Origin of the sequence: Hyphomonas sp. BRH_c22, from assembly GCF_000961795.1 — a bacterium.
Classification (GTDB): Bacteria; Pseudomonadota; Alphaproteobacteria; order Caulobacterales; family Hyphomonadaceae; genus Hyphomonas.
The window spans coordinates 24,649-49,725 of sequence record NZ_LADU01000023.1 but is presented as its reverse complement, the minus strand read 5'-3'; the positions used below and the strand labels follow the sequence as shown (position 1 = coordinate 49,725).

At 62.4% G+C, this 25,077-nt stretch carries 29 protein-coding genes; 15 read left to right on the top strand and 14 right to left on the bottom strand.

Going from position 1 to position 25,077, the window contains the following annotated elements; translation table 11 throughout:
• Positions 1-164 precede the first annotated feature (164 nt).
• The 4 genes from VR74_RS03690 (at position 165) to VR74_RS03675 (ending at position 1,706) form a co-directional block, all read left to right on the top strand.
• Positions 165-512, top strand: coding sequence for an HPF/RaiA family ribosome-associated protein (locus tag VR74_RS03690; protein WP_045694510.1), 348 nt, complete (start codon positions 165-167; stop codon positions 510-512).
• A 53-nt stretch (positions 513-565) separates the two neighbouring features.
• A complete protein-coding gene (locus VR74_RS03685) occupies positions 566-793 on the top strand; it encodes a hypothetical protein (protein ID WP_299949517.1) in 228 nt (75 codons plus the stop codon).
• Between the two features lie 295 nt (positions 794-1,088).
• Positions 1,089-1,394: a hypothetical protein gene (locus tag VR74_RS03680; RefSeq protein ID WP_045694508.1), complete on the top strand. Its 306-nt coding sequence runs from the start codon at positions 1,089-1,091 to the stop codon at positions 1,392-1,394.
• Positions 1,395-1,430: 36 nt separating this feature from the next.
• Positions 1,431-1,706 (top strand): hypothetical protein, encoded by a 276-nt coding sequence (locus VR74_RS03675; protein ID WP_045694507.1) that lies wholly within the window; start codon positions 1,431-1,433, stop codon positions 1,704-1,706.
• A 222-nt stretch (positions 1,707-1,928) separates the two neighbouring features.
• Here the strand turns inward: VR74_RS03675 and VR74_RS03670 are convergent, their stop codons facing one another.
• Positions 1,929-2,615, bottom strand: a complete 687-nt coding sequence (locus tag VR74_RS03670) for a response regulator transcription factor (protein ID WP_045694505.1) — start codon at positions 2,613-2,615, stop codon at positions 1,929-1,931.
• Positions 2,616-2,763: 148 nt separating this feature from the next.
• Here VR74_RS03670 and VR74_RS03665 point away from each other — a divergent pair, with 148 nt between their 5' ends.
• Positions 2,764-3,228, top strand: coding sequence for a L,D-transpeptidase family protein (locus VR74_RS03665; protein ID WP_045694541.1), 465 nt, complete (start codon positions 2,764-2,766; stop codon positions 3,226-3,228).
• Here VR74_RS03665 and VR74_RS03660 read toward each other — a convergent pair.
• Positions 3,225-3,884 carry a YggS family pyridoxal phosphate-dependent enzyme gene (locus tag VR74_RS03660; protein ID WP_045694503.1) on the bottom strand — a complete coding sequence of 220 codons (660 nt, stop codon included), beginning with the start codon at positions 3,882-3,884 and terminating at the stop codon, positions 3,225-3,227. The genes VR74_RS03665 and VR74_RS03660 overlap by 4 nt on opposite strands.
• On the opposite strand from VR74_RS03660, the gene VR74_RS03655 reads away from it, so the two are divergent.
• The gene (locus VR74_RS03655) at positions 3,883-4,506 is read left to right on the top strand and encodes a thiamine phosphate synthase (protein ID WP_299949513.1); all 624 of its coding nucleotides are present in this window, start codon (positions 3,883-3,885) and stop codon (positions 4,504-4,506) included. The genes VR74_RS03660 and VR74_RS03655 overlap by 2 nt on opposite strands.
• Positions 4,507-4,586: 80 nt before the next feature.
• Here the strand turns inward: VR74_RS03655 and VR74_RS03650 are convergent, their stop codons facing one another.
• Together VR74_RS03650 and VR74_RS03645 are read right to left on the bottom strand one after the other, a co-directional pair.
• Entirely contained in the window at positions 4,587-5,039 is a 453-nt protein-coding gene (locus tag VR74_RS03650; protein ID WP_045694501.1) for an NtrZ family periplasmic regulatory protein, read from the bottom strand.
• Positions 5,040-5,114: 75 nt separating this feature from the next.
• Positions 5,115-6,290: a porin gene (locus VR74_RS03645; RefSeq protein WP_045694500.1), complete on the bottom strand. Its 1,176-nt coding sequence runs from the start codon at positions 6,288-6,290 to the stop codon at positions 5,115-5,117.
• Between the two features lie 116 nt (positions 6,291-6,406).
• Here VR74_RS03645 and VR74_RS03640 point away from each other — a divergent pair, with 116 nt between their 5' ends.
• From VR74_RS03640 to holA, 4 genes are read left to right on the top strand one after another with little or no spacing between them, the layout of a single operon-like run.
• Positions 6,407-6,832: a DUF3576 domain-containing protein gene (locus VR74_RS03640; protein ID WP_045694499.1), complete on the top strand. Its 426-nt coding sequence runs from the start codon at positions 6,407-6,409 to the stop codon at positions 6,830-6,832.
• A 37-nt stretch (positions 6,833-6,869) separates the two neighbouring features.
• Complete coding sequence (gene leuS, locus VR74_RS03635; protein WP_045694498.1) at positions 6,870-9,437, top strand: leucine--tRNA ligase; 2,568 nt, start codon at positions 6,870-6,872, stop codon at positions 9,435-9,437.
• Entirely contained in the window at positions 9,434-9,907 is a 474-nt protein-coding gene (gene lptE / locus VR74_RS03630) for an LPS assembly lipoprotein LptE (RefSeq protein WP_299949511.1), read from the top strand. The genes leuS and lptE overlap by 4 nt, the downstream gene beginning before the upstream one ends.
• Complete coding sequence (holA, locus tag VR74_RS03625) at positions 9,907-10,941, top strand: DNA polymerase III subunit delta (RefSeq protein WP_045694497.1); 1,035 nt, start codon at positions 9,907-9,909, stop codon at positions 10,939-10,941. The genes lptE and holA overlap by 1 nt, the downstream gene beginning before the upstream one ends.
• 1 nt (position 10,942) lies before the next feature.
• Here the strand turns inward: holA and VR74_RS03620 are convergent, their stop codons facing one another.
• The 9 genes from VR74_RS03620 to hemE all read right to left on the bottom strand — a co-directional run bounded on the left by VR74_RS03620 (position 10,943) and on the right by hemE (position 20,568).
• The gene (locus tag VR74_RS03620) at positions 10,943-11,854 is read right to left on the bottom strand and encodes a ParB/RepB/Spo0J family partition protein (RefSeq protein WP_045694496.1); all 912 of its coding nucleotides are present in this window, start codon (positions 11,852-11,854) and stop codon (positions 10,943-10,945) included.
• Positions 11,855-11,859: 5 nt separating this feature from the next.
• Positions 11,860-12,669 (bottom strand): ParA family protein, encoded by an 810-nt coding sequence (locus tag VR74_RS03615; protein ID WP_045694495.1) that lies wholly within the window; start codon positions 12,667-12,669, stop codon positions 11,860-11,862.
• Positions 12,659-13,279: a 16S rRNA (guanine(527)-N(7))-methyltransferase RsmG gene (rsmG, locus tag VR74_RS03610; RefSeq protein ID WP_045694494.1), complete on the bottom strand. Its 621-nt coding sequence runs from the start codon at positions 13,277-13,279 to the stop codon at positions 12,659-12,661. Before rsmG ends, VR74_RS03615 begins: the two co-directional genes overlap by 11 nt.
• A 3-nt stretch (positions 13,280-13,282) precedes the next feature.
• A complete protein-coding gene (gene mnmG, locus VR74_RS03605) occupies positions 13,283-15,142 on the bottom strand; it encodes a tRNA uridine-5-carboxymethylaminomethyl(34) synthesis enzyme MnmG (protein ID WP_366462115.1) in 1,860 nt (619 codons plus the stop codon).
• 76 nt (positions 15,143-15,218) lie between these two features.
• Positions 15,219-16,553 (bottom strand): tRNA uridine-5-carboxymethylaminomethyl(34) synthesis GTPase MnmE, encoded by a 1,335-nt coding sequence (gene mnmE, locus VR74_RS03600; protein WP_045694492.1) that lies wholly within the window; start codon positions 16,551-16,553, stop codon positions 15,219-15,221.
• A gap of 16 nt (positions 16,554-16,569) precedes the next feature.
• Positions 16,570-17,859: a transcription termination factor Rho gene (gene rho, locus VR74_RS03595; RefSeq protein WP_045694491.1), complete on the bottom strand. Its 1,290-nt coding sequence runs from the start codon at positions 17,857-17,859 to the stop codon at positions 16,570-16,572.
• 150 nt (positions 17,860-18,009) lie between these two features.
• Complete coding sequence (locus tag VR74_RS03590) at positions 18,010-18,438, bottom strand: CopD family protein (RefSeq protein WP_045694489.1); 429 nt, start codon at positions 18,436-18,438, stop codon at positions 18,010-18,012.
• 15 nt (positions 18,439-18,453) lie between these two features.
• A complete protein-coding gene (gene hemH, locus VR74_RS03585; protein ID WP_045694488.1) occupies positions 18,454-19,524 on the bottom strand; it encodes a ferrochelatase in 1,071 nt (356 codons plus the stop codon).
• Positions 19,525-19,530: 6 nt separating this feature from the next.
• A complete protein-coding gene (gene hemE / locus VR74_RS03580; RefSeq protein ID WP_045694486.1) occupies positions 19,531-20,568 on the bottom strand; it encodes a uroporphyrinogen decarboxylase in 1,038 nt (345 codons plus the stop codon).
• A gap of 347 nt (positions 20,569-20,915) precedes the next feature.
• Between hemE and VR74_RS03575 the strand changes: the two genes are divergently transcribed.
• From VR74_RS03575 to dnaQ, 5 genes are read left to right on the top strand one after another with little or no spacing between them, the layout of a single operon-like run.
• On the top strand, positions 20,916-21,758 hold the full coding sequence (locus tag VR74_RS03575; protein WP_045694485.1) for a pyruvate, water dikinase regulatory protein: 843 nt from the start codon (positions 20,916-20,918) through the stop codon (positions 21,756-21,758).
• Positions 21,755-22,351 (top strand): Maf family protein, encoded by a 597-nt coding sequence (locus tag VR74_RS03570; protein ID WP_045694484.1) that lies wholly within the window; start codon positions 21,755-21,757, stop codon positions 22,349-22,351. The genes VR74_RS03575 and VR74_RS03570 overlap by 4 nt, the downstream gene beginning before the upstream one ends.
• Complete coding sequence (gene aroE, locus VR74_RS03565) at positions 22,348-23,163, top strand: shikimate dehydrogenase (protein WP_045694482.1); 816 nt, start codon at positions 22,348-22,350, stop codon at positions 23,161-23,163. Before VR74_RS03570 ends, aroE begins: the two co-directional genes overlap by 4 nt.
• Positions 23,160-23,768: a dephospho-CoA kinase gene (gene coaE / locus VR74_RS03560; protein ID WP_045694481.1), complete on the top strand. Its 609-nt coding sequence runs from the start codon at positions 23,160-23,162 to the stop codon at positions 23,766-23,768. The genes aroE and coaE overlap by 4 nt, the downstream gene beginning before the upstream one ends.
• Positions 23,765-24,463 (top strand): DNA polymerase III subunit epsilon, encoded by a 699-nt coding sequence (dnaQ, locus tag VR74_RS03555; RefSeq protein ID WP_045694479.1) that lies wholly within the window; start codon positions 23,765-23,767, stop codon positions 24,461-24,463. Before coaE ends, dnaQ begins: the two co-directional genes overlap by 4 nt.
• A 6-nt stretch (positions 24,464-24,469) precedes the next feature.
• On the opposite strand, the gene secB is transcribed toward dnaQ, so the two are convergent.
• On the bottom strand, positions 24,470-24,973 hold the full coding sequence (gene secB, locus VR74_RS03550) for a protein-export chaperone SecB (protein ID WP_045694477.1): 504 nt from the start codon (positions 24,971-24,973) through the stop codon (positions 24,470-24,472).
• Positions 24,974-25,077: the final 104 nt, after the last annotated feature.

Genomic DNA, 25,077 nt, shown 5'->3' with positions numbered 1-25,077 from the left:
GTGCATAGACATGGATCAACCTGACAGCACCGAACTGTGCTATGGTTCAATTGTCCGCGAGCCGGTCGATCTCTTTTCACACTGGCCCGGGTCGGAAACAGCAATCGACCTCCCCCTTTTCGGCGTCTCCCCGGTGGGCGGTGGTCTCAGAAAGAAAGTCAGTCATGCATATCCAGATCAACACCGACGAAAACGTAGAGGGTAGCGAAGAGCTCTCTGCCCACATTTCGACAGAGATCCACACCCGTCTCGACCGCTACAGCGAGCACATCTCCCGCATCGAAGTGCATCTCAGCGATGGGAACGCGGACAAGTCCGGCGCGCATGACAAACGTTGCCTCATCGAAGCCCGCATCGAGGGCCGCCAGCCGGAGGTGGCCAGCGACGAGGCCGACACGCTCGAAGGCGCCTGGTCGGGCGCCGCGAAGAAATTGCAGCACGTCCTGGAGACGACCCTCGGCAAGCGCAATCACGTCAAGGGCGCGGAAACGATCCGTACCGGCGAGTTGTAAGCGGACGACAGCCGCCAGATACGCCACCCAACCCACCCGCGAGGAACAAGATCATGACCAGCAAAAAACCCGAGACGCCAACCACAAAGAAAACTGACAAACCCGCAGACACATCGCCCGCCCCCGTCGACCGCCCCGGCTTCGATATCGGCGGCGCATCGGGTGATGGCAACGCGGGAACAGGTGTCGGCCTCGGCCCGGACGCAGGCGAAGACGCAGACGATCGCCGCTTGCCGGGCCGCCGCGGCAAAGGGGTCTATCCCACACCTTCCCCCACCTGATCCCCGCCCGGCCTATACCGGCCGCCATGACAGGCCCGTCCGCCATCCTTACCCGTGGCTTCGCCGAGGCGCCGCGCTCCTGGCGAACGCCGGGACCTCATGCCGTTGGAGAAAGGAACTCGCCTCCCGCGCGCCCCTGAGGGGCCGGGGGTGAGGGGTCCAGGACACCCCGCAAACACGGCCCTCGCCGCGACTTCCGCTACCCCTCATCTCCAACCGTTCTGCCAAGGGAGAAGGGCGTGCTCTCTCCACGCCCTTTTCCAACCCATATCCCACTCGCGCTATACTGGGCCCCATGAGCCATCCGCCCGACATCATCCATCATGGCCTCGAACAGGCGCGGCTCGCGCTGTGGGCGATGATCAACATGACCAATGCCCACCTGCGCCCGCTCACACTGCGGCGCAGTCTCAAGCAGAAGGCCATGGGCCGGTTGAAACAGTTCGAAATCATCGTGCGGAGGTTGCTCACCCTGATGGCCCTGGCGCTCACCCTGCCAGCGGTCCGCCCACGGACCCGCCTCACCTGTGCCACCCCCACGCCGCTCCCCGAGGGCACCGAGATCGTCACCTTCCCGGCCCCGCGCCGATTCGCCCTGTAAGGAAGGGTCCAGCCGGATGTCGACCCGGACGCGTCCATGCTGTTTCCGGGCAGCGTCCGGGCAAGCGGCCCGGTCCCTGCCGCGCCCTTCCTCGCGCGCGTCTCTGCGCTCTACAAGGTGCTCGAAGCGCCGGAACGCTATGCCAAACGCCTCGCGCCCAGCCTTGCCCGCCAGCAGGAAGGCGGCGACCCAAGACCTGTCGCCCTGCCGATGGCCAGTGCCTATCGCCTCCGACCCGAACTCGGGCTGATCGCCACGGTCCTGCCGGGATTGCTCAACTTCGCGCTGGAAAAGTGGGACAATTCAAGCTGAGTCCGACACGCTTGTCAGACTGGCATGCCGGGCGCCGGGAGGTGTTCCCGGTTACGGGCGCACCCCTCTCCCTCGGGCTTGTGAGGACCAGTCATCGCACTGAGATGGCCCGAGCAAGGGGCCAGGTGTCAGGGGGCATTGCTGCAAAGAGATTATGGCTGTGGACGCGCGGGCCGGTGCCCCCTCATCCCCCCTTCTTCCCAAGGCGAGAAGGGGGAAGTCTCAAGGCTGCAACCGATACCCGCCCGCATCCGTCAGCAAGAGGCGCGCATGCGACGGATCCGGCTCGACCTTCTGGCGCAGGCGGTAGATATGCGTTTCCAGCGTGTGCGTCGTCACGGCGGCATTATAGCCCCACACTTCCGACAGGAGTTCCTCGCGCGCCACCGGCTTGCCGCCGGCGCGGTAGAGATATTTCAGGATATTGGTTTCCTTCTCCGTCAGGCGCACCTTGCGGCCCTCGGATGTCACCAGCAGCTTCATCGACGGGCGGAAATCATACGGCCCCACCTGGAAGGTCGCGTCTTCCGACTGTTCAAAGCTGCGCAAATGCGCCCGGACGCGCGCCAGCAGGACGGAAAACTTGAACGGCTTGGTGACATAATCATTCGCCCCGGAATCCAGCCCCAGGATCGTGTCTGCATCCCCGTCCTGCCCGGTCAGCATGATGATCGGCGCGCGCACGCCCTTCTGGCGCATCAGCTTGCAGGCTTCGCGGCCGTCAAGGTCGGGCATCTCGACATCCAGCAGGATCAGATCGATCCGCTCGGCCACGGCTGTCTCGATGCCATCGCGCGCATTGGCCGCCTGCAGGGTTTCAAAGCCGTCATGCAATTCGAACTGCTCGGCCAGTGCCTCACGCAGGTCATTATCGTCATCAACGAGCAGGATTGTCTTTTTTGCAGACATATGGGCGCTCCATCCGGTCCAATTTCGCCTTGCACATATCCAAGACGGCGGCAGAAGTCATAAGAATGTGAATGACAGCCGATCACAACACAGGGAGTTGCCCGTGAACAGCCACTTCATTGCCCGCGCCGATGGCAGCTTCTTCGGCATGGATTTCGCCTGCCAGTGCGCGCTCGGCGTCGGCGGTGTCATTGGCGCAGACCTGAAGCGCGAAGGCGATGGCGCCTCGCCGATCGGCATCTGGCTGACACGCCGCCTGTTCTACCGTCCTGACCGGACCGCCCCGCCTGAAACCCGGCTGCCAATGGTTCCGCTGCGGGCCCATGACGGCTGGTGCGATGCACCGGATGATCCGCTCTACAACCGCCCCGTCTCCCTGCCCTACGCGGCCTCGGCGGAAAAGCTCTGGCGGGCCGATCATGTCTACAATCTCATTGTCGAGCTCGGCTACAATGACGATCCGGTCGTGCCGGGCAAAGGCAGCGCCATCTTCCTGCATCTTGCCCGCGAAGCCTACCAGCCGACCGAAGGCTGCATCGCGCTCGCCGAGACAGACCTGCGCACAGTGCTGCGCTTCCTGACGCCGGACTCGCGCATCGAGATCGCCATCTAGCGCGCCCCGAACAGGGCCGAGCCGATCCGCACATGCGTCGCGCCGAACTGCGCGGCCAGCGCATAATCGCTGCTCATGCCCATCGACAGGCCGGCAAGCCCATGGCGCTTCGCCAGCTTGGCCAGCAGCGCAAAGTGCGGACCCGCTGGCTCATCGACGGGGGGAATACACATCAGCCCCTGCACATCGAGGCCGCAGTCTCCGGCCGCAAACGCAAGCAGGCCGGCCAGCCCGTCGGGCAGGACGCCCGCCTTTTGCGGTTCTTCGCCTGTATTGACCTGAATGAACACCGGTACGTTTCGCCCGGCCTTTTCCATCGCCTTGGCCAGCGCCCGCGCCAGTTTTTCCCGGTCCAGCGTCTCGATCACGTCAAACAGCGCGACGGCATCCTCGGCCTTGTTGGTCTGCAGCGGCCCGATCAGGCGCAATTCGAGATCCGGGAATTGCGCGCGCCGCCCGGTCCAGTGCGCCTGTGCCTCCTGTACACGGTTTTCGCCAAACACGCGCTGGCCCGCCGCCAGCATCGCCTCGATTTTCTCGTCCGGTTGAGTCTTGGAGACGGCCACCAGAACAGGCGGCGGCGTGGCCGCATCTGCCAGCTCCGCCAGAATCTCGCTGCGCCGCTTGGCAAGTGTGAGGGAAACCGTATCAGTCATGCTGATGACCTTGAAACGCCAATCCTCGCCAAAGCGCAAGCTTCTGGCAGCCGCGCGCGCGGCCAGGTCGCATTTGCCCGGCGCTCTGCCGCCCGTCCTGTTCTTGACGGATCCGTCCCGCACGCCCGTTCCTGTTGCCACAGCAAAGCGCCTGCCCGCCGGATGGGGCGTGATCTACCGCCACTTCGGCGCGTCTGATGCCGCAGGCACGGCCAGCGCCCTGGCCCGTATTTGCCGCGAGCGCGGGCTCTGCTTCCTGATTGCGTCCGACCCGCTTCTGGCAATGGCCACTGGCGCAGACGGCGTTCACTGGCCTCACGCAAAAGTCGCCGCCTCACGCAAATGGCAGGGCCGGTTTGCTCTGATGACGGCGAGCGCCCATTCCCCCGAAGAGCTCCGCGTGCTCGCCCGCTATCCCGTCGATGCCGCGCTGGTCTCGACCGCCTTTGCGTCAAACAGCCCGTCTGCCCGGGCGCCGCTTGGGGCTCTTCGCTTGCGAGCCATCGCGCGCGCCAGCGCTTGCCCGGTTTTTGCCCTTGGCGGCGTCTCCGCCGAAAATGCTGCGCAAGTGGCAAGCTTTTCCGGCATCGCGGCCGTGGATGCGCTCACGCAGGTTTTCTAGGCGCGACGAGCACAGCGATGTCCCGGCGCAAGACGATGGTCAGGCGCGGTCAGATGCTAAATTTGCTGGAACGCAGAAAATCAGAACTTGAAGGCCGACTTGAGACGAATACCGGTCTCAACCTGGCTGTCCTCCCACTGCGATGTGTCATTCAACCGTTCGGCGCCCAGACTGACTTCACCGCCAACCGAGAAGCGGGGTGTCACGCGGAATGTGGCGCCAGCCTGCATCTGCTCTCGCGGAAGCGGCGAGGAATCCGCGCGGGTCAACATGTCGAGATTCAGCTGCCAGCGGGCATTGCCGCCAAACTGGACGGAAAAGTCATCGGTCGATTCTGGCTGCCACGAAGGCTTGGCGTCTGCAGGCTTGGCCTGGGCAAACTGGCGATACCAGTCAGCTTCCGCAGCCTTGCTTTCGGAAAGGGAGGGTGCTTCGATCTTGAGTATGTCTCCAGGCACAGACGGATCGGCCACTGCCGGCAGGGCCAGCATGGCTGAAAACACTGTGAGAGAGAGGATCAAGCCCGATTTCATTTCCTACACCTTCGCGCTTAAGAATAGTCATCCGAGCCGGTTAAGAGAAGATTAACATTCGGAGAGGCGGGCATTTTAAAGCGATAGTGTGATTTCTAACACAACACCTTCGGCAGAATCCCGATTCATGGGCACTGAAATCACTCCGGTTCGCCTTTGGCGGGTTGTCTGGCTGCGATACCCGGCCGCAATGCGCACTCCTTCGTGCACTTCCCGGGCGGCGCCGAGGCTCCATGATTCGCTTTCCAGGCCAGTCAGGTCGTCAGTTGCCTCGCCATAGTCGGCACCAAAATCGATCGAGAATGCCCGCTTCGTTACACCAATCGACCAGGCCGAATAGTCTCCGGGGCCGCTGTCCACGCCATTATTGCTGCCGAGGATGCTGGCGCCGACCGTGATCGTATCGAATTCAGCCGATGCACCAGCCGACCATGTTTCTATGGTGCCATAGATATCCGGCGTCACCGACGCGCTGACATCTGCCCGGCTATAGGCCAGCGCAGCCTGCAGCCTGACGCCGCTTTCGCGCAATTTCCGCGACACGTTCAAGGATGCCTCTGCCGCCGATTCGATGCTGAGCTCCGGGCTTCCGGCCAGGCGCCGCGCCGGATCCCGGTCCAGGCCGCGCACATCCGCGCTGGGCGTGAATGACACGCCTGCCCGCACGCCGAGGATACGCGGGCTCGCATAGCTCACTTTCAGCGCGGGCCCCGTCAGGTCGTGATCGGTGCGAATATAGGCCTGTCCGGTTGGATCGAGCACCGGGTTGGCCGCTGCGGCCTTCACAAATACGCTCGGCGCGCCTTCGTGGAAGCGGGCCGCCACGCCCTTGTCGCGCCCCAGCCTGACTTCGCCATAGCCACCTTCAGCATAGATATAGGCTTGCTCCAGCTGGCCGCGCGTCCCGACATGCTCGCGCCGGGCGCTTGCCGCCAGGCCGCTGAAACCGCCCTGCCACCCCCCGGCCACAGCCTCGAAGCCCTCTGGAATGCCGCTGAACCCGGCCCGAGCCGGATGGTCGTGCTGCACTTCGAACCGCCCTGTCGCCCCGATCTCCAGCCCATTGTCCAGAACCCGGTTCGTGGATATCCCGAAAGCGCCCAGCATGGTAACGGGCGAACCCGATGCGGACGACGCAGCGATGGCGCCTTCGGCTTCATGTGCCGTTTCCCACACGTCCCAGTCTTCCTCTGCGATTGCAGGGCTGGCCGCGACACCCAGTACAGCCAGCAGCGTCAGTGGTTTCCACATTGTCTTTCTCCTGCAAACACCTTGGGCACTCTACGGCACATCAGCACTGGCGAGCCCGGACTCCCCTTGTTATACAAACTGCTGTCAACAAGGTCTTGCACTCAGGAACAATCTCCATGGTCAAACACATCCTCACCGCCGCCCTGGCAGGCATGCTGATCGTTTCCGGTTGCCAATCCGGCGGCAGCAAGAAGAACGAAGGCCAGATCACCCAGCAGAATATCGGCACGGTCAATCCATACCTCTGGCGCGCCACGCTTGATACGTTCGAAAACATGCCGGTGCAGAGCGCCGACCCCGTCGGCGGCCTTGTCGTCTATGACTGGAAGTCATTCGCCGATTCCCCGGACGAGCGGATCAAGGCGACGGTCTATATCCTCGACACGCGCCTCCGGGCGGACGGTGTCAAGGTGTCGGTCTTCCGCCAGACCAATGTGGAGGGAACCTGGACAGACGCCAGCGTTGATCCCGAAACCGGAATCCAGCTCGAGAACAAGATCCTTGAGCGCGCCCGAACGCTGAAAGCTTCACAAATCGGCTAGAACGCCGGACAATCAACCTTTTCCAGAGGAGCGGGACATGGCCACCCGTTATGATCCGCAGGCCGCGGAAACCAGATGGCGTGCCGCGTGGGACGCAGCAGACCTGTTCAGGGCAAAGTCACCTGCCGAGGCCGGGGACGCGCCTAAGGCATACATCCTCGAAATGTTCCCTTACCCGTCCGGCCGCATTCACATGGGTCATGTGCGCAACTATGCCATGGGTGACGTGGTGGCGCGGTACAAGCGCGCCAACGGCTTCAATGTCCTGCACCCGATGGGATGGGACGCTTTCGGCATGCCGGCTGAAAACGCCGCGCTTCAGCGCAAGGTTCATCCCGGCAAATGGACCTATGAAAACATCGCCGCCATGCGCGCGCAGCTGAAAAAGCTGGGCCTGTCGCTCGACTGGAGCCGCGAGTTTGCCACCTGCGATCCGGAATATTATGGCGCGCAGCAGGACCTGTTCCTGAAGATGCTTGATAAGGGCCTCGTCTACCGCAAGGCCAGCAAGGTCAACTGGGACCCGGTCGACAATACCGTCCTGGCCAATGAGCAGGTGGTTGACGGCCGCGGCTGGCGCTCCGGCGCCATCGTGGAACAGCGTGAATTGACGCAATGGTTCTTCCGCATCACCCATTATGCCGAGAGCCTGCTGGAAGAGGTGCAGAAACTCGAACGCTGGCCTGAAAAGGTCCGCACCATGCAGGCGAACTGGATCGGTCGGTCCGAAGGCCTGCAGATGCGCTTTGCCTTTTCCGGAAACACGCCCGAGGGCTTCGAAAACGGTGTCGAGATTTTCACGACCCGCCCCGACACGCTGTTCGGCGCCAGTTTCATCGCCCTGTCACCCGATCACCCGCTGACGCTGCAGCTCGCGAAAGACAATGACGCGCTTACCTCTTTCCGCGCCGAGTGCGCCGCCGTGGGCACGAGCGAAGAGGCCATCGAGACGGCGCCGAAGCTTGGCTTCGATACCGGTCTCACCGTCCGGCACCCGTTTGACCCGGGCCGCACCCTGCCCGTCTGGATCGCGAACTTTGTCCTGATGGGCTATGGTACCGGCGCCATATTCGGCTGCCCGGCGCATGACCAGCGCGATATCGAGTTTGCCCGCAAGTACGGCCTGTCCGTGACCCCCGTTGTCTTGCCGCCGGATGCCGACGCGGCAACGTTCAACGTCGAAGACGACGCCTATACCGGTGTCGGCACAATCTTCAATTCCGGCTTCCTTGATGGCTTGCCGATTGACGAGGCCAAGCGGCAGTCCATTGCAAAGATTGAATCCCTCCGTCTCGGCGAGAGCAAGGTGAACTACCGTCTGCGCGACTGGGGTGTTTCCCGCCAGCGCTATTGGGGCTGTCCGATTCCCGTCATCCATTGCGAGACATGTGGCATCGTTCCCGTGCCGGCGGCTGACCTGCCGGTTCGCCTGCCCGACGACGTGACCTTCGACACACCGGGCAATCCGCTGGAACGCCATCCGACCTGGAAACACACGGCCTGCCCGGACTGCAATGGCAAGGCGCGCCGCGAGACCGATACGCTCGACACGTTCGTCGACAGTTCCTGGTATTATGCCCGCTTCGCCAGCCCGGACGATATGGCAGAGCGCGCCTACTGGCTGCCGGTCGACCAGTATGTCGGCGGCGTCGAGCATGCCGTGCTCCACCTGCTGTATGCGCGCTTCTTCGCCCGGGCGATGCGCGACATCGGCGAACTTGACCTTCCGAACGGAGAACCGTTTGCGGGCCTGTTCACGCAAGGCATGGTGACCCACGAGACCTACAGGTCTGCCGGTGGTGACTGGCTGGAGCCTTCCGACGTCGAACAAAGAGACGGCAACTGGATCGAGATCGCAACGGGCAAGCCGGCCAGTGTCGGACCGATCGAGAAGATGTCCAAGTCGAAGAAGAACACTGTCGACCCGGATGCCATCATCACGGCATTTGGCGCGGATACGGCGCGCTGGTTTGTCCTGTCGGATTCACCGCCAGAGCGTGATGTCGAGTGGACCCAATCCGGCGCCGAAGGTGCAGCGCGATTTACCCAGCGTATCTGGAGCGTCTTTGACGCCCTGCCCGAAACCGCGACAGGCGACATCGGATCTGACGCGGCCTCCATTGCCCTGCGCAAGGCATCGCACAAGGCCGTTGCCGCCATCGACAAGGCAGTCAACGAGTTCCGCTTCAACTCTGCTGTTGCCAGCATCCATGAATGGGTAGCGGCCTTGAAGAAAGCTGAAACCGGAAGCGACGACACGCGCGGTGCACGGCACGAAGCAGCCTCCATGCTGGCGCGCTGCCTGACGCCATTCATGCCGCACCTGGCTGAAACCTGCTGGGAACGGATTGGCGGAACCGGCTTTGTCTCGGCTGCAAGCTGGCCAAAACCGGACCCGGCCCTGCTGGAAGACGACACTGTCACCATCGCTGTTCAGGTGAATGGCAAACGCCGTGGCGAAATCACGGTTTCGAAGACGCTGGCAAATGACGCGGTCGAGGCGGCCGCCTTTGCCCAGCCGGATGTTGCGGCCTTCATCCATGGCAAGGCCGTCAAGAAAACCATTGTCGTTCCCGGCCGTATCGTGAATATCGTGGTCGCATGAAACAGCTTTTCGCCGCCCTGCTTCTTCTTTCGCTGGCCGCCTGCGGCTTCCAGCCCGTCTACGCGCCAGTATCCAGTGCGCTTGCTGCTGGCGGGCCGATTACCGTCGAGCCCATTCGCGGCCGGTCCGGTTACATGTTGCGCCGGGCCCTGCAGGAAGAACTCGCGATCGGGTTGCCTGGTGTGACCGAGCCCGCCACGCTGAACGTTGTCCTGAAGGAGAACCTCACACGGCTCGCCTTCAAGCCTGATGGCGCTGCCTCGCGCTCGAGCGTGATCGCGAGTGGCCGCTATGTGCTTGCGCGGGAAAGCGGGGCCATTTCGGGCCGGGTTGATGCCCAGACTGACTTCGCTGTCCCGGCCAGCTCGTATGGCGACATCGCCGCACAGACCAGCGCCTATGACCGGACGATGCGGGAACTGGCGAAAGAGATCGTCGACGACCTGCGTTTGCAGCTTTCCGCCAACTGATGCTGCTAAAGGGCAAGCAGGCGATCACCTTTTCCCGCAGGCCGGATCCGGCAATCTGGGCTGTCCTGGCCTTCGGGGACGATGAGGGCCTCGCCAGCGACGTATCCGCCAGCCTGGTCAAGGCCTGGACACCCAGGACCGGCGCACTGGAAGTGTCCGTGCTTGATGATGATGCGATCAAGAAAGATCCGGCACTCCTGTTCGATAATCTCGAGGCAGTGTCACTGCTCGGCGAGCCAAGGGTCATCCGCGTCCGCACGAGCGGTGACAAGATTGCCTCCCTGCTCGCCGAGGCCATTGCCGAAGGCGACACGGGCGAACACCGCTACGCCGCCAGGCTGGTTATCGAGGCCGGAAGTCTGGCGTCCAAATCAAAGCTGCGCGCTGCAGCCAGTTCGGCCAACCGCACAGCCTGTCTGCAATTGTTTGCCGATGAAGCGGGCGACATTGAGGACCGGGTCAAGGCCGCCCTGCTCGAGGTCGGTGCCACGATCGATCCTTCTGCCCTATCAGCCTTCACCGGAGACCTGCCCGGCCATCGGGGCATCGCCAATTCCGAGATCGAAAAGCTTGCACTTTATGCACGCGGCCTCGGGCGCGACGTGACGCTCATGGATATTCGCGCGCTGTCTGCGACCGATATTGATCATGACCTCTCGGCCGCCATCCGGGCCACATTGTCCGGCGATCTCGTCGCGGCCAATACGGCCCTGCAGCGCCTCGAAATCGCGGGCACATCCGCCATCTCGATCCTGCGCGCGCTGCAAAGCGAAACGCTCAGGATGCTGGATGCGCACAAGCGAATGGCAGCAGGTGAAGGCGCGCCCGGCATGAAGCTCAGGCCGCCGGTATGGCAAAGCGACTGGCCAGCCTTTCGCGCGCGTCTCGCCAAGTGGCCGCAAAAGCGGCTCTTGCGGATTCTCGAGCGGATTTACGACGCCGAAAGCCAGGCGAAATCGGGATCCGGCAGCGCCGATCCTGTTGTTCGTGTACTGATGAATGAGCTCGGCAATGCTGCCGCGCTGGTGGACTGATCTAGCGTTTGGCCGTCAGGCGGCGGCACACGTCATCGAGCTGTTCCAGGTCGCGATACCGGATCCTGAGCTCGCCGCCATCCTTCCCGTGCCGGATATCAACAGCGAGGCCCAGCGTACGCGTCAGGTCAGCTTCCAGCGCTTCGGTATCGACATCCTTTTCGGGCGCCGGTGACTTGGCAGACTTGGTCTCAATCGACCCGCCTTCGCGTGCATCCTTCGCCCTGGCTTCCACATCACGGACGCTAAGACCCTTTTCAGCCGCCATGCGGATCAATGCTTCGGGATCGGGTGCGCCAAGCGCCGCACGCGCATGCCCGGCACTCAGCTTTCCCTCACGCACAAAGGCCCGGGCGCTTTCCGGCAGCTGCAGCAGCCGCAGCGTGTTTGCAATATGAACACGGCTCTTGCCGACACTGCTTGCCAGGCTGTCCTGCGTCCGCCCGAAGCGCTTCATCAGCGCCTCATAGGCCTCGGCCTCTTCAATTGGATTGAGGTCAGCCCGCTGGACGTTCTCGATGATGCCGATTTCGAGCAGTTCGAGCTCATCGATATCGCGCACCAGCGCGGGGATGGATTTGAGGCCCGCCAGCTTGGCAGCCCGCCAGCGTCGTTCGCCGGCAATGATCTGGTACTTGCCGCTATCCTTCGGATCGGGCCGAACGAGAATCGCCTGCAGCACGCCCTTGCTCTTCAGAGAATCCGCAAGCTCGTTCAACGCAGCCTCGTCGAATGAGCGCCGCGGCTGGGCCGGATTGCGGCGGATCAGCTCAATATCGATCTCGTTCGAGACGGTCGCTCGCGGCTTGCCTCCCTCGGTCGCAGGCACCGCGCCGACAGCATCAATCTCACCCATCAGGGCAGACAGGCCGCGGCCAAGACGAGACGGTTTGCTCTTTGCTTCGTCGGACATATCGTTCAGGCCGCTCTCGACTTTTCGCGCTGCAGGACTTCAGACGCGAGACGGATATAGGCCTCGCTTCCCGGACACCGATAGTCGTACAGCAAGGCCGGTTTGCCAAAGGACGGCGCTTCTGAAAGCCGCACATTGCGCGGAATGACCGTATTGTAGACCTTGTTGCCGAAATGCGCCCGCACCTGGTCGGCCACCTCATCCGACAGGTTGTTGCGCCGGTCATACATGGTCAGCACAACGCCCTGGATCTCCAGGTTGGGATTCAGCCCGGACCGCACCGCCTCAACCGTCCGCATCAGTTGGGACAGGCCTTCCAGCGCCAGGAACTCGCACTGCAACGGCACAAGCAGCGCATCGGCTGCCGTCATGGCATTCAGGGTCAAGGACGACAGGGATGGCGGGCAATCGATCAGGATATAATCGTATTTCACCAGATCGCCGTGTTCGGCCCGGTCGATGTAATCCATCAGCGCGTCACGCAGGCGATAGGACCGGCGCGCATCCGTCGCAAGTTCGGTTTCGACGCCCGACAGGTTCTCGTCTCCGGGAACGATGTCGAGACGCGGAACGATGGTCGACAGAACCGTCTTCTCCATCGCGACACGATCGACCACGAGATCATAGCTCGTCAGCGTCCGGTCTGGCCGGGAAATACCGAGTCCCGTGGAGGCATTACCCTGCGCATCGAAATCCACGATCAGGACCCGGCGGCCAACGGCGGCCAGCGCTGTGCCCAGATTGATCGAAGTTGTCGTCTTTCCGACGCCACCCTTCTGGTTCACAACCGCAAAAATTCTCGGCTTAGTCGCCACCTTGCAGCTCCCTTATGATTAATACGACGCCCGAACCGCCACTGCGACTCGGAATCGCCTCATACGCGAAACTCCACCTTTGTTGGGCCTGCGTCAATTCTTCTTCCCAGCGTTCGCCCTTCAGGAATAGCCCTGCCGCACCCTTTTTCATCCAGGGTGCGGCATAGTCCAGAAGCTTCGGAAGCGGCGCAAAGGCCCGTGCGGTCACCAGATCTGCCGGTACGGTCTCCGCCGATTCCACGCGCCCCTGAATCACACTTGCCGAAAGATCGCCGGCCGAAATCGCGGCGCGAAGGAAGTTGGTCTTCTTCCCCACGCTCTCAATCATCGTCACGTGGCCCGCAGGCCGGGCGGCCGCGATGATCAGTCCCGGAAAGCCGGCGCCCGATCCGAGGTCCACCACACGGGCGTCTTCCGTGATATGGTCCAGTAACTGGAGGCAATCGGCCACATGGCGCTGCCAGATGTTCGGCCATTCGCGTGGGCCGATCAAATTGCTCTTCACGCGCCACACATCGAGCGTGTCGATCACCCGGTCGAGACGCTCCTGCGTTTCACGTGAAACATCATGGGCGGCCAGAAATACCGCGCGGTCATTCCCCTCACCCACGGGTCATACCGCCCTTGCCCGGCGTTTCACGTGACTGAGCAAAGCCGTCAGCGCGCCGGGGGTCACGCCTTCGATTCGTCCCGCCTGGCCAAGCGTTGCCGGGCGGATCGCTTCAAGTTTCTGGCGGACCTCGTTCGAAAGCCCGCCGATGGCGGCATAGTCCAGGCCTGCCGGAAGGGTCAGGCTTTCATCCCGGCGAAGCGCCGCGACATCCGCTGCCTGCCGTTCCAAGTATCCGGCGTAAAGCGCCTCGATTTCCAATTGGGCGCCAATGGCGGGCGCCATGTCAGACAATTCCGGCCAGACTTTCGTCAGGGCCACCAGGTCGATATCCTTGTAGGCGAGATAGTCCCAGGCCGACCGGACACGGCCATCCTGATTGATCTCCCATCCCGCCTGGGCGGCCTTGGCCGGAGACAGGGTCAGGGACTGCAGCGTTTCACGCGCTCGGGTTAATGCATCTTGTTTCACGTGAAACACTTTGGCCCGAATCGGCCCCACAATGCCGGATTCGACGCCTTTTCGCGTCAAACGCTGGTCTGCATTGTCGGCGCGAAGGGCCAGGCGGTATTCGGCGCGGGATGTGAACATGCGATAGGGCTCCGTAACGCCCCGCGTCACAAGATCGTCGATCAAGACTCCGATATAGGCCTCGGCCCGGTCGAATATCACGGCATCCTTCCCGTCGGCGCTTCGCGCCGCATTCATGCCGGCGACGAGCCCCTGGGCACCCGCTTCCTCATACCCTGTCGTCCCGTTGATCTGGCCCGCCAGATACAGTCCCGGCAAGGCGCGAACCTCCAATGCGGGCGTCAGGGCGCGCGGATCGACATAGTCATACTCAATCGCATAGGCATATTGGCGAATGACTACATCCTCGAGTCCCGGAATGGTCCGGATAAACTGATCCTGGACGGGTTCCGGCAGCGAGGTCGAAATGCCGTTCGGATAGACGGTATCGTCTTCGAGTCCTTCCGGTTCGAGGAATATCTGATGGCGATCGCGATCCGCGAAACGGTCGACCTTGTCTTCGATGGAGGGGCAATATCGCGGTCCACGCCCGGCAATCGCGCCCGAATAGACGGCTGACTGGCCGATATTCCGGGCGATGATCGCGTGCGTTTCCGGCGTCGTCCACGTAATACCACACGCCACCTGCGGCACGCGGATCTCGTCTGTCAGATAGGAAAACGGGATCGGCGTCTCGTCGGCTGGCTGCATTTCGAGCCGCTCCCAGGCAATCGTCTTGCCGTCGAGCCGGGCAGGCGTGCCTGTTTTCAACCGTCCCATTGGCAGGCCGAGCGAATAGAGACGGTCCGAAAGACCGATCGCGGGTGCCTCGCCCACACGGCCGGCCGGAATACGCTTCTCGCCGATATGGATCATGCCCTTGAGAAATGTGCCCGTCGTGATGACGATCTTCTTCGCGCGGTATGACGTGCCGGTCAGACCGGTCACACCCGCCAGTACGCCCTCATCCAGGATCAAATCCTCCGCACCATCCTCGACAATGGTCAGGTTCGGATAGTCGGCGAGCTCCGCCTGCATGGCTGCACGGTAGAGCGCCCGGTCGATCTGCGCACGCGGTCCCCAAACGGCCGGCCCCTTTGACCGGTTCAGCATGCGAAACTGAATGCCGGCTTTGTCTGCCAGGCGCCCCATCAGGCCGTCCAGCGCATCGATTTCCCGCACGAGATGGCCTTTTCCGAGGCCCCCGATGGCCGGGTTGCAGCTCATTTCACCGATTGTCGATCGCTTGTGCGTGACCAGAGCCGTTCGCGCGCCATAGCGTGCGGCTGCAGCGGCCGCTTCACAACCGGCATGTCCGCCGCCGATTACAATTACATCAAATTCGTGTGGCATCGCCATCGCGTTCAGGCCTCGGGAAACAGGGTATTCTGGCGGACATATAACCGCGCAGGCGCCTAAACCCTAGGGGTCATTTGCCGATGCAGAACTCAGAAAACACAGCGCCGAGCACGTCTTCGACACCAACGACACCGATAATTGAGCCGAGCTGGCGAAGCGCCATGCGAATATCCTCCGCAGCCAGTTCTGCCCCGACATCATTGGCCAGGGCATCGCGCGCAGCCTCAAGGCTGCTCAAACCGTCCTGCAGCCGGGCCCTGTGGCGCTGGCGCGTTATCACCGGCGCTTCCACAGAGGCTGCATACTTACCAACGAAGTCAGCGATGGCTTGTTCCAGCGCATCCACACCGCTACCGGCTTTTGCGGAAATCACATGGTCGGCGTTCAGTTCCGATGGCGCTGATTGAAGGTCCACCTTGTTGAGGACCACAAGGTCGCCCGGCTCGCGATAGTCCGTTGACAGAACACTTGTCTCCGGCACCTCTGCATCAATCAGGAAAATCCGCAGGTCTGCCTCGCGGGCCGCACGTTCCGCCCGGCGCACGCCTTCCGCTTCAATCTCGTCATCGGTCGACCGCAGCCCGGCCGTATCGGCTATCCAGACAACATGCCCGCCCATCACGCGGCGCACTTCAATTACGTCCCGTGTCGTGCCGGCCTTTGCCGTAACGATGGCCGCTTCGCGCCGGGCCAGCCGGTTGAGCAGGGTCGACTTGCCGGCATTGGGCGCGCCGATAATGGCGACCCGAAAGCCATCCCTTATGCGCTCGCCAATGCCGCCATCACCCAATGCCGCGCGGACCTGCGCAATCACGTGGTCCAGCTTCGCAAGGATTGGGGCCGTCGTGTCCTGCGGCGCATCGCCTTCATCCGGGAAATCAATCGCCACTTCGACCAGTGCCAGCACACCCGTCAGCTCGGCACGCCAGCCCGCATAGGTCTCCGACAATCCGCCCCCGAGCTGCCTCAGCGCCTGCGCCTTTTGCGCGCGAGTCTCTGCTTCAATGATGTCGGCCACGCCTTCAGCTTCAGTCAGGTCCAGCTTGCCGGCCTCGAAGGCGCGCCGCGTGTACTCACCAGGCTCGGCCATGCGCACGCCCTCATGGGCTGTGAGGGCACTCAGTGAGTGTTCGATCACTGCGGCCCCGCCATGCAGGTAAAGCTCAAGCGTGTCTTCGCCCGTATAGCTGCCGGGCCCTGGCATGAACACGGCGAGGCCCCGGTCGATCAGCCCGCCACCCGCATCACGGACATCGGTCAGCGTCGCATGGCGCGCAGCCGGAATGCCGCAATCAAGGTGTTGCGCGGCCAGCCAGGCAACCTTCGGCCCGGACAGACGAAGGATCGCTATCGCAGCTGGCGGAGCACCCGAAGCGAGGGCGCAAATTGTGTCGCGCTCGCTCATATGCGTGCCCGTTTCCCTAGTTTTTCATCGCTTCGAAGAACTCGTCATTGGTCTTCGTCTGGCGCAATTTGTCGATGAGGAAGTCAATGGCATCATTGGTGCCCATCGGGCCCAGGATGCGGCGCAGGATGTAGATCTTGGACAGCTGATCAGGCGGCGTGATCAGCTCTTCCTTACGTGTGCCGGACTTCATGATGTCGATAGCCGGGAAGGTGCGCTTGTCGGCAATCTTCCGGTCGAGCACCACTTCCGAGTTACCGGTGCCCTTGAATTCCTCGAAGATCACTTCGTCCATCCGGCTGCCGGTATCGATCAGCGCGGTGGCGACAATGGTCAGCGAACCCCCGTTCTCGACGTTCCGCGCGGCGCCGAAGAAACGCTTCGGCCGTTGCAGCGCGTTAGCATCCACACCGCCGGTCAGCACCTTGCCCGAACTTGGCACGGTCGTGTTGTAGGCGCGGCCAAGGCGGGTGATCGAGTCGAGCAGGATGACAACATCGCGCTTATGCTCGACCAGGCGCTTGGCCTTCTCGATCACCATTTCGGCAACCTGGACGTGGCGTGTTGCCGGCTCGTCGAATGTCGAGGCAACCACCTCGCCCTTTACGGTGCGGCGCATGTCGGTCACTTCTTCCGGGCGTTCGTCGATCAGCAGTACGATCAGGTAGCATTCCGGATGGTTCTCTTCGATCGCGGCGGCAATGTTCTGCAGCAGAACCGTCTTGCCGGTGCGCGGCGGCGCAACGATCAGGGCGCGCTGGCCCTTGCCGATCGGCGCCACAATATCGATCACGCGGCCGGACCGGTCTTTCTTGGTCGGGTCGCGGCTCTCCATCTTCATCCGCTCTTCCGGATAAAGCGGGGTCAGGTTGTCGAAGTGGACCTTCTTGTTGGCTTTCTCCGGCTCTTCGAAATTGATCTTCGACACGTCGGTCAGGGCGAAGTAGCGCTCATTGTCCTGCGGGGCGGTGATCGGGCCCTCGACCGTGTCACCTGTCCGGATGTTCGCCTTCTTCAGCACTTCGGGGCTGACATAGATGTCGTCCGGACCGGGCAGGTAGTTCGATTCCGGCGAGCGCAGGAAGCCGAACCCGTCGGTGAGCACTTCCAGCACGCCGAGCCCGGTTATCTCGACTTCGCTGTCGGCGAGTTCCTTGAGGATCGCGAACAGCATGTCCTGCGTACGCAGTGCTGACGCGTTCTCGACCTCAAGCTCCTCGGCATAGAGCAACAGCTCTTCGGGTGATTTGGCTTTGAGTTCGCGCAGGGTGACGCTGGTGAGGTTGTCGAGCATGGATAGGGCCATTTCTGGAGGGAGTCGGGATGCAGACCGGGTCGGATCAAATTGTGGGGGACCGGGCGAAAATGAGTTCGCGCTGCACAAGGACTGTGCGCCGGTTGGCCTGCATATGCGGCAAACAAGCCTGTTTCGTCAAGCGCGAATGGCGTCTCCGCCTCAGAACGGTTTGACGGCGACCAGTATCACAATCACGATCATCAGCAGGAATGGTACCTCGTTCAGCATGCGCAAGGTCTTTGCCGAAACGCCGTCGCCGCCCCGGTCAATCTTTTTGCCGAGACGAACGAAATAGCCATGCAGGCCGGACAGGATGAGCACCAGAACCAGTTTCACGTGCAGCCAGCCGTGCGACAGCAGGTCCTGATTCATCCAGAGCATGGCCAGGCCGAATACCCAGACGAGGATCAGGCTCGGGTTCATGATGATCATGCGCAGCTGGTAGGAGGCCTTCTTCATCGCTTCGTATAACGGCTCGCCCGGCTGGCTCGATAATTGGTGAATCTTGTAGCGCGGATAGACCAGAAGGCTGGCCATCAGCGAGACCACAAAGATGATGTGAAGGGCTTTCACCCAGAGATACAGCATCAGATTCCGCCCTTCCTAGGCTGTCGCACGCACGGCCTGGCCGGCCTTGCGCACCACATCGGCGTGTGGACAGCCCGATGCGCCCGTCGGGCAAAGACGGCTTCCGGCACATGACCGGATCGTCCCCGTCATGTCCAGCGCCGCCAATGTTTCATTGGCCAGTGTCCGGATGAAGCCGGGATGCACGCCCAGCGCCTCGACGCGCGTATAGCTGGGGGCGCCATTCTGCTCGGCCAGCAGCTTGTATTCCTCGCCCAGTTCCACCAGAGTCTCGATATGCTCTGAAACGAACGCAATCGGCGCGATCAGGATATTGCGCCTGTCTTTCGCTGCGCGCTCGACCTCTTCATCGGTCGAGGGGCCGATCCATTTCAGCGGGCCGACACGGGACTGGTAACAGCCGACAACGTTCCAGTCCTGCGGCACGCGCGCTGCGATCATCGCCACAAGCGTCTCGCACTGCCATTGGTAGGGATCACCTGCGGCAACGATTTTTTCCGGCAAACCGTGCGCCGACAGCAGCAGGCTCACATCGCCTGGCCGGCCGGCCTGATCGAATGCCGCCATGATCTGGTCGACATGCGCCCCGATGAAACCTTCCTCGAAGGGATAGCAGCAGACGGTCCGCACCCGGCCGGAATAATGCTTCTTCCACTCGGTCAGGGACGATCCCGTCGTCGTCGTCGAGAATTGCGGATACAGCGGCAACAGCACGACTTCATCCGCGCCCCAGTCCTTGACCTCCCGGGCTGCATCCTTGGTGAAGGGGTGCCAGTATCGCATCGCAATGAATGTCCGCACCTCATCCCCCGGCAGCGCTGCGGCCAGCTGGATCTGCAGGGCTTCAGCCTGTTTCTCGGTTTCCGGTAACAGGGGCGATCCACCGCCAGAGCCCATCAGGGCATAATTCTTCCTGGCGGACGGCGCACGGGTCTTTGATATGAACCGCGCCAGTGCCCACCGGATCGGCAGCGGCGCCTGGATGATGGCCGGGTCATCGAACAGGTTGCGCAGGAATGGCTGCACGGCATCCGGGCCATCCGGGCCACCCAGGTTGAACAATACGACGGCAATCTTGCGGCCCATCAATAATCAGCCTTCCCGAATGATCTTGAGAACACGTTCGACATTCGCAATCGGCGTTTCCGGCCGGATACCGTGCCCAAGATTGAATATATGGGGGCGGCTCTGATAGGCTGCCACCAGTTCGCGGACGCGCGCATCCAGGCGCTCCCCGCCCTCGATCAGCAGCAGCGGATCAAGATGCCCCTGCACCGGCATCTGCGGTGGCAGGGAGGCGTTCACGAATGACGGTACCGCTGCCGTATCGAGGCCAACAGCCGTCACTCCGGTTACCGCTGCATATTCAGGCAGCATGGCCGCCGCGCCGCGCGGAAAGCCGATCACCGGCACCGTCACACCCATGTCCCGCAACAGCGTCACCAGCTTCGCCGTTGGCCTGATGATGACTTCCCGGAAGATATTGTCCGGCAAGCCTTCGGCCCAGCTATCGAACAGCATCAGCGCATCAGCGCCCGCCTCGACCTGCCTCACCAGATAATGCGCGGTCGCTTCGATCACATGATCCATTACGGCGGCCAGTTCATCCGGCCGGCCATGGGCCCAGCGCCAGGCGAGCGACTTGTCCGTCTTGCCCCGGCCCTCGATGGCATAAAGGCTAACCGTCCAGGGCGAACCGGCAAATCCGATCAGGGCGGTGTCCTTCGGCAGCTCCGCGCGCACACGCGACACGGTTTCGTAAACCGGTGCCAGCCGGTCAGCCGCTTTCTGCGCCGGCACCTTTCCGAGGTCTGAGGCGGAATCGATCTGCTGCACCAGCGGGCCAACCCCCTTTTCAAACTCCACGCCGAGGCCCATCGCGTCCAGAATGAGCAGGATGTCAGCGAACAGGATGGCGGCATCCATGCCATAGCGGCGAACCGGCTGAAGTGTCGCCTCGGTCGCCATTGAAGGCGTATAGCAGAAATCGAGAAAGTCCTTTGCCCGTGCTCGCAGCTCTAGATATTCCGGCAAATGGCGTCCGGCCTGGCGCATCATCCATACTGGAGGCCTCTTGGCAGGTGTGCCTTCAAGAACGCTGATCAGTTTTGATGTGCCGGTTTGCCCCATGACTTTCTCAAATCTCTCATTTTTCAAAAAGCCCGTCAGGGCGCTTATTATTACTATGCGGTGATATCAGGGGAGAAAGGCCACTCACAGGATTTGTCCAGCAAATTCCACACGCGAGTCACAGGGTGTCGCACCCCATTAAGGTTTCCTTAACCTGCAATCGCCGCGAGGGTTAATGAGCGATTAACACCCCTTGTGGAGTCACAGGATGAAACATAGCGGGAATACCGGGGAGTCGGATTCGGCTGCATGTGGATGGATTGTGACTCCCGGTGTGACGATTCTCTTGTCCACAGCTTGTACACAGGTCTTGTGAAATCGGTCTGCCATCGGCAAGAGAGTGAACCATGCCCAATCCGCCGCGCCCCAGCATCTATTTCAATGTCCACCTCGTGTCCGACAGCACGGGTGAAACCCTGAACGCCGTTCAGCGGGCCGCCTGTGCCCAGTTCGAGAATGTACAGCCGCTCGAGCACAACTACTACCTCGTTCGGTCAGAGCGCCAGCTCGAGCGCGTGATGCGTGAGATCGAGGCGGCGCCCGGCGTCGTCTGGTACACGATTTCCGATGAGGCCCTGCGCAAGCGGCTCGAAGCCTTTTGCCGCGAACGCGGCGTCGCGACGCTGCCCGTGCTCGATGCCTCCATCGCCATGCTCGGCCGCCATCTCGGCGTCTCGGCCAACCAGAAAGTCGCTGGCCAGCATGCGCTCGACCAGGACTATTTCGACCGGATGGAAGCCATCAACTTCACCCTGGCCCATGATGACGGCCAGAATGTCGATGGCCTGGTCGGCGCCGACGTCATCCTGCTAGGCGTCAGCCGCACATCGAAGACGCCGACATGCGTCTATCTCGCCAACCGCAAGGTCCGCGCCGGCAATATCCCGCTGGTTCCCGGCGTCCCGCTGCCGGCTTTCATCGAGGAACTCGGCGAAAAAGGCCCGATGGTTGTCGGCCTCAAGATCAGCGCCGAGCGGCTCGTCCAGATCCGCCGCCAGCGCCTTATCTCGCTGAACGAGGACGAACACACAATCTACGCCGATGAAGATGCGGTCCGCGATGAGGTCACCCAGGCCAACCGCCTCTTCCAGCGCAACAAGTGGAAAACGATCGACGTGTCGCGCCGCTCCGTCGAGGAGACCGCTGCGGCAATCCTCAATTTCCTCAACGAACGGCGCGGACACGCATGAGCCCCGGCATCACACTTGCCTCCGGCAGCGCCAGCCGCCGCGCGCTCCTGGCAGGGGCCGGAATCGACGCCGCCAGCATCAAGCCGAATGTCGACGAGGATGCCGCCAAGGCCGCCATGCGCGGCGAAGGCATGTCCGTGCGCGACCAGGCCATGCAGCTGGCCGAACTCAAGGCCATGAAGGTCTCGGCCCGCACACCTGGCCTCGTGATTGGCGGCGACCAGATGCTCTCGCTCGACAATGAAGCCTTCGACAAGCCTGCCGACCTGGATGCGGCGCGCGATCACCTGCGCAGGCTCTCCGGCAAGACCCACACGCTGGAGACGGCCATTGTCGTCTGCGAGAACGGCACACCGGTCTGGCGCCACATGGCCCGGCCCAGGCTGACCGTTCGCCCACTGAGCGACGCCTTCATCGATTCCTATGTCGAACAGGCAGGCGAGGCCCTGCTTTCGACGGTGGGTGCTTACCAGCTTGAAGGCCTCGGCGCGCAGCTCTTCACGAAGATCGAGGGAGACTATTTCTCCATTCTCGGCCTGCCGCTCCTTCCCCTGCTCGACTATTTCCGGACCCGCGGGGCCCTCGAATCATGACCCGGCTCTACGGCGTCATCGGTGACCCCATCGCCCATTCGCTGTCGCCCCTCATCCACAACCAATGGATGCGCGACAATGATATCGACGCTCTCTACAAGGCCATGCAGGTGCCTGAAGGCGAACTGAAGGACGCGCTGGAAACGCTGACAAGGCAAGGCGCGCGGGGTCTCAATATCACCCTGCCCCACAAGCAGACCGCACTCGTGCTGGCAGATGAAGTGGGCGATCTTGCTCGGCGTATCGGCGCCGCCAACACGCTGATCCGCACCGAGTCAGGCGGATGGCTCGCCGAGAATACGGACGCGCCTGGCTTTATCCACACCATCGAAACGGCCGACATTCACGTCGCCGGCAAGACCGTGTTCCTGCTTGGCGCAGGCGGATCGGCCCGGGCGCTCGCCATCGCCCTGACAGATCTCGGCGCCAACCTGACCATTTGCAACCGGACGATTTCCCGCGCCGAGGAGATCGCAGACAATCTGCCGGTTCGGCCGGAAATCTGCACCCTGGATATAGGTCTCGAGCGCCTCGCCGCCGCTGAACTCGTCGTCAACACGGTCAGCCTGGGGCATTCCGGCAAGGCGCTGGAGCTGCCCCCAGGTACCGGCCGCACCTTCTACGATATCAGCTATGGCAAGGCCGCCGCGCCAACCCTGGCCCATGCTGCCGAACAGGACTGGAAAACCATGGACGGGCTTGGCATGCTGGTCGCGCAGGCCGCGTTCGCCTTCGAACACTGGTTTGGCATGGTTCCCGACATGGCGGACGCCGAGGCACGCTGCCGGGCCGTAGTGGAGGCAACGACATGATCATCCTTGGGCTGACAGGATCCATCGGCATGGGAAAATCGGCAACGGCCGAGCTTTTCCGCGAGGAAAATGTGCCCGTCTATGACGCGGACGCCGCCGTCCACGCACTGTACGAAAAAGGTGGCGCCGCCGTCGCGCCGGTCGAAGCGGCCTTTCCAGGCGTGGCGGTGGACGGCGCGATTGACCGCCTCCGCCTGCGCGAACGCGTGCTCGACAATGCCGAGGCCATGAAACGGCTCGAAGCCATCGTCCATCCGCTGGCCGGCGCCGCCCAGCATGATTTCCGTCAGGCAGCACGCGAGGCCGGCGCGCCCTTCGTGGTGATCGATATTCCGCTGCTTTACGAAACCGGCGGCTGGCAGTTCTGCGACTATGTCGTCGTTGTCACCGCCTCGGCTGCCGTCCAGCGTGAACGCGTGCTCTCAAGGCCCGACATGACCGAAAAGGCGTTCGAATCCATTCTTGCGCGGCAGGTGCCGGATGCCGAAAAGCGCGCGCGGGCCGATTTTGTCATCCCGACAGAACATGGTTTCGAGTTTGCGCGAGACCTGGTTCGCGCGATAGTGGCCCTGATGATTCGCAAGGACGCCGACGACCACGCATGACCACACATATCCGCGAAATCGCCTTCGACACCGAGACAACGGGCCTTTATCCGAATGACGGGGACCGCATCATCGAAATCGGCGCTGTCGAGATGATCAATCACATCCCCACCGGCAAGACCTTCCGCTCGCTCATCAATCCGCGCCGCCTCGTCTCCGAGGATACGGTGCGCATTACAGGCATCACGGACGAACACCTGAAAGATGCGCCCTTCTTTGAGGAAGAGCATGTCATCGGCGCCTTGCTTGAATTCATCGGTGACGACCTGCTGGTCGCCCACAATGCCGGGTTCGACCGCGGCTTCCTCAATATGGAGCTTGCACTGTGCGGCCGCGCCCCGATCGAGGATCACCGCTGGATCGATACGGCGGCCATGGCGCGCAGGAAATTTCCGGGCGCACCGGCCAGCCTCGATGCCCTTTGCAAGCGGTTCGACATTTCACTGGAAAGCCGGACACTGCACGGCGCCCTGCTGGACAGCCAGCTATTGGCCAGCGTCTACCTTGAACTGCTCGGCGGGCGGGCGCGCGCCTTCTCGTTTGATGTGCCGGCCGAAGGCATGGAAGGCGGCGTGCGCCGATCCGCCCGCCAGCGCCCGCAACCGCTGGCCTCGCAGATCACCGAGGCCGAACGGGCCGCTCACGCGGCCTTTATCGAAACGCTGGGGCCTGACTGTCTGTGGAAACAGGCCTGAGGCCTGCTATTGCTGGGTCGGCGGGTTGCTCGCGGCCGCGCGGCGGACCTGGGCCTGGTACAGTGCAACAAAATCAACCGGATCGATCAGCAGGGGCGGGAAGCCGCCTTCGCGGGTGATCTCGGCAATGATGCGGCGCGCAAACGGGAACAGCAGGCGCGGGCATTCGATCAGCAGCATGGGTTCCAGCTGGTCCTGGGAAATGTTCTGCAACTGGAACAGGCCGGCATAATCGAGTTCGGTAATGAACATCACCTTGTCGTCTGCCATCGCCTTGGCCGACAGTTTCAGCGACACTTCGAACAGGCCGTTGCCATCGGCATGCGGCTTGGCGCCGACATCGATGCCGAGATCGATATTCGGCTGCGACTGGACAGGGGAATGGCCCGGGTTTTCGAATGACAGGTCTTTGACGTACTGGCCAAGAACGCGCATCACCGGCGCGCTTGGCGTGTCGCCATTGGTGCCCTCTGGGCTATTGGGGTTTCCCGGTGCGCTCGTGTCTGTCATGATGTTTCCTCTACCTGCAACGAAACGCGCGCCTAGCATGTGGCCTAAGAACGCGCAACGCATCACTGGCTTCGCAGGCGTTTCGTGACTATCTAGGAAGAGAC

What these genes read in the sequence shown, in the direction of transcription:
- VR74_RS03690 (WP_045694510.1), top strand. Translation starts at nt 165, where the DNA reads ATGCATATCCAGATCAACACCGACGAAAACGTAGAGGGTAGCGAAGAG.
- VR74_RS03685 (WP_299949517.1), top strand. Translation starts at nt 566, where the DNA reads ATGACCAGCAAAAAACCCGAGACGCCAACCACAAAGAAAACTGACAAA.
- VR74_RS03680 (WP_045694508.1), top strand. Translation starts at nt 1,089, where the DNA reads ATGAGCCATCCGCCCGACATCATCCATCATGGCCTCGAACAGGCGCGG.
- VR74_RS03675 (WP_045694507.1), top strand. Translation starts at nt 1,431, where the DNA reads ATGCTGTTTCCGGGCAGCGTCCGGGCAAGCGGCCCGGTCCCTGCCGCG.
- VR74_RS03670 (WP_045694505.1), bottom strand. Translation starts at nt 2,615, where the DNA reads ATGTCTGCAAAAAAGACAATCCTGCTCGTTGATGACGATAATGACCTG.
- VR74_RS03665 (WP_045694541.1), top strand. Translation starts at nt 2,764, where the DNA reads ATGGATTTCGCCTGCCAGTGCGCGCTCGGCGTCGGCGGTGTCATTGGC.
- VR74_RS03655 (WP_299949513.1), top strand. Translation starts at nt 3,883, where the DNA reads ATGCTGATGACCTTGAAACGCCAATCCTCGCCAAAGCGCAAGCTTCTG.
- VR74_RS03660 (WP_045694503.1), bottom strand. Translation starts at nt 3,884, where the DNA reads ATGACTGATACGGTTTCCCTCACACTTGCCAAGCGGCGCAGCGAGATT.
- VR74_RS03650 (WP_045694501.1), bottom strand. Translation starts at nt 5,039, where the DNA reads ATGAAATCGGGCTTGATCCTCTCTCTCACAGTGTTTTCAGCCATGCTG.
- VR74_RS03645 (WP_045694500.1), bottom strand. Translation starts at nt 6,290, where the DNA reads ATGTGGAAACCACTGACGCTGCTGGCTGTACTGGGTGTCGCGGCCAGC.
- VR74_RS03640 (WP_045694499.1), top strand. Translation starts at nt 6,407, where the DNA reads ATGGTCAAACACATCCTCACCGCCGCCCTGGCAGGCATGCTGATCGTT.
- leuS (WP_045694498.1), top strand. Translation starts at nt 6,870, where the DNA reads ATGGCCACCCGTTATGATCCGCAGGCCGCGGAAACCAGATGGCGTGCC.
- lptE (WP_299949511.1), top strand. Translation starts at nt 9,434, where the DNA reads ATGAAACAGCTTTTCGCCGCCCTGCTTCTTCTTTCGCTGGCCGCCTGC.
- holA (WP_045694497.1), top strand. Translation starts at nt 9,907, where the DNA reads ATGCTGCTAAAGGGCAAGCAGGCGATCACCTTTTCCCGCAGGCCGGAT.
- VR74_RS03620 (WP_045694496.1), bottom strand. Translation starts at nt 11,854, where the DNA reads ATGTCCGACGAAGCAAAGAGCAAACCGTCTCGTCTTGGCCGCGGCCTG.
- mnmG (WP_366462115.1), bottom strand. Translation starts at nt 15,142, where the DNA reads ATGCCACACGAATTTGATGTAATTGTAATCGGCGGCGGACATGCCGGT.
- mnmE (WP_045694492.1), bottom strand. Translation starts at nt 16,553, where the DNA reads ATGAGCGAGCGCGACACAATTTGCGCCCTCGCTTCGGGTGCTCCGCCA.
- rho (WP_045694491.1), bottom strand. Translation starts at nt 17,859, where the DNA reads ATGGCCCTATCCATGCTCGACAACCTCACCAGCGTCACCCTGCGCGAA.
- VR74_RS03590 (WP_045694489.1), bottom strand. Translation starts at nt 18,438, where the DNA reads ATGCTGTATCTCTGGGTGAAAGCCCTTCACATCATCTTTGTGGTCTCG.
- hemH (WP_045694488.1), bottom strand. Translation starts at nt 19,524, where the DNA reads ATGGGCCGCAAGATTGCCGTCGTATTGTTCAACCTGGGTGGCCCGGAT.
- hemE (WP_045694486.1), bottom strand. Translation starts at nt 20,568, where the DNA reads ATGGGGCAAACCGGCACATCAAAACTGATCAGCGTTCTTGAAGGCACA.
- VR74_RS03575 (WP_045694485.1), top strand. Translation starts at nt 20,916, where the DNA reads ATGCCCAATCCGCCGCGCCCCAGCATCTATTTCAATGTCCACCTCGTG.
- VR74_RS03570 (WP_045694484.1), top strand. Translation starts at nt 21,755, where the DNA reads ATGAGCCCCGGCATCACACTTGCCTCCGGCAGCGCCAGCCGCCGCGCG.
- aroE (WP_045694482.1), top strand. Translation starts at nt 22,348, where the DNA reads ATGACCCGGCTCTACGGCGTCATCGGTGACCCCATCGCCCATTCGCTG.
- coaE (WP_045694481.1), top strand. Translation starts at nt 23,160, where the DNA reads ATGATCATCCTTGGGCTGACAGGATCCATCGGCATGGGAAAATCGGCA.
- dnaQ (WP_045694479.1), top strand. Translation starts at nt 23,765, where the DNA reads ATGACCACACATATCCGCGAAATCGCCTTCGACACCGAGACAACGGGC.
- secB (WP_045694477.1), bottom strand. Translation starts at nt 24,973, where the DNA reads ATGACAGACACGAGCGCACCGGGAAACCCCAATAGCCCAGAGGGCACC.